This window comes from Lentzea sp. NPDC060358, assembly GCF_042725365.1.
Taxonomy (GTDB): Bacteria; Actinomycetota; Actinomycetes; order Mycobacteriales; family Pseudonocardiaceae; genus Lentzea.
This window is the reverse complement of the sequence record NZ_JBHXCW010000452.1, coordinates 1-1812: the sequence shown is the minus strand read 5'-3', so window position 1 is coordinate 1812 and position 1812 is coordinate 1. Positions and strand designations below refer to the sequence as shown.

The window sequence follows — 1812 nt, the reverse complement described above, 5'->3', positions numbered from 1 at the left end:
GCAGTACCTGGTGCTGACGCTCGCCCAGCTCGCCGACGTCCTGTTCCGGCTGGAGCAGCACGACGAGGCGCTGCTGCACTTCTGGGAGTCGGTGCAGCTCGCACAGCAGTCGGGTGACGTGGTCGGGGAGGGCCACGGCCTGAACAACGTGGCGCAGGTCGAACAGGCCCGCGGCCACGTGGACGTGGCGTTGCAGCACCAGGCGAACGCCGTGGAGGTCTACCGCCGCTCCGGCGACCAGGTGGCGTTGCTGCGCGGCCTCGCGAACCTCGCCGAGCTGCACCTGCAGTCGGGTGCGCTGGACCAGGCCGAGTCGCTCGCCCGCCACGTCGTCGACCAGGCCGCGGTGGCCGAGGTGACCTACCTGGAGGGCTTCGGCAGGCACGTCCTCGGGGGTGTGTTGCTCCGCCGGGCGGAATGGGTTGCTGCGGCAGCCGAATTGACGGAGGCGCTGCGGCTGTATTCGCAGGTCAACTCGGCCCGCGCGGTGGAGGTGCGGGCCGCGTTGGACGCGATGTCCTCCGAGGTTTAGTGAGCGTTTAGTCGGATGGTCCCAAAACATGGGATGTTGGACGTGCAGGCAGCCGAGTGGGGGATTACCGAGGGGGTAAGGCGCCTGCCCGAAAGGGCCCGACCGGCATTCGGGGGAGAGTGCCGGTCGGGCTTTCGCTATCCGTCGTCCGAGCACCGCGCCATGGGCAGCAACTCGGGCCGCTTCGGAGCCAGCCCGTCGCCCATCGACTCACCCCGCAACTGCCGCCCGATCCACGGCACGACGTGCTCGCGCGCCCACTTCAGGTCGGCCTTGCGCTGGGTGACCCAGTCGATCTGCTGCAGCGCGGGCCACGGCGTGTTCCACGAGTGGTCGTCGACGAGCCCCAGCACCTGGGCGGCCTTGAGCGCGACCCGCTGGTGCCCCTCCGGCGACAGGTGCAGCCGGTCCTCGCTCCACGCGCGCCGGTCGTGCAGCACGTGCATCGACCAGAGGTCGACCATCCGGCAGTGGTAGCGCTCGGCGATCGACCACAGGTGCGTGTTGTAGATCGCGACCTTGCCCCGGATGCTCCTGAGCAGCGGCGTCCCGCGCGTGTCGAAGCCGGTGAAGATCACGACGTCGCAGCCGGCGGCCCGTATGTCGGCCACCGCGACCTCGTAGACCTCCGCCAGCGCGTCCGGGTCGCTGTTCGGCGTGAGGATGTCGTTGCCGCCGCCGCAGAACGTGACGAGGTCCGGCTTCAGCGAGATCGCCAGCGGGACCTGCTCGTCGATGATCTCCTGCAGCATCTTGCCGCGGACGGCCAGGTTGGCGTACCGGAACTCCGGGGCGGTCCTCGCCATCATGTTCGCGAGGCGGTCGGCCCAGCCGACGTAGGTGTCTCCCGGACCGGGGTCGTCCATCCCCTCGGTGAAGCTGTCCCCCAGGGACACGAGACTGTTCCATCGCAGCAGCACTACATCCCCCTTTGCTCGATGTCCTTGCCCTGCACTTCCAGCCCGATGCGTCTGCGGCTCCCTGTGTCGCAGACGACTAGTTAGCATGCACAACGAACCGCTGGTTACGCCACCGTCGGTTACGGCATCGTAGGTTTTGTTGCTGTGGGTGACGATTCTTTTACCACTTCGGTGGGGGGTGCTCGACGTGGTTCGGGGGATTCGTCTCGGTTTTTTGGTTTTTGGATGTGGTTTGCGCCGGTTTTGTTTGTTTTGGGTGTCGTGCTTGTCACAGGGCTGTCAGGCGTCCGGTTTACCAGACTGCTCGCCTTCGGTCTCGCCGCTGCTCGGTTCGCACCTGGGGTTGGGCCGTCTCAGGGG

Annotated in this window: 2 protein-coding genes; one reads left to right on the top strand and one right to left on the bottom strand. The window is 67.3% G+C overall.

Going from position 1 to position 1812, the window contains the following annotated elements:
• Positions 1 to 532: tetratricopeptide repeat protein (locus ACFWGZ_RS40780; protein WP_382456939.1), on the top strand; the 532-nt coding region annotated here is incomplete at its 5' end.
• Between the two features lie 137 nt (positions 533 to 669).
• Here ACFWGZ_RS40780 and ACFWGZ_RS40775 read toward each other — a convergent pair.
• Positions 670 to 1428: an SGNH/GDSL hydrolase family protein gene (locus ACFWGZ_RS40775; RefSeq protein ID WP_382456938.1), complete on the bottom strand. Its 759-nt coding sequence runs from the start codon at positions 1426 to 1428 to the stop codon at positions 670 to 672.
• Positions 1429 to 1812 lie beyond the last annotated feature (384 nt).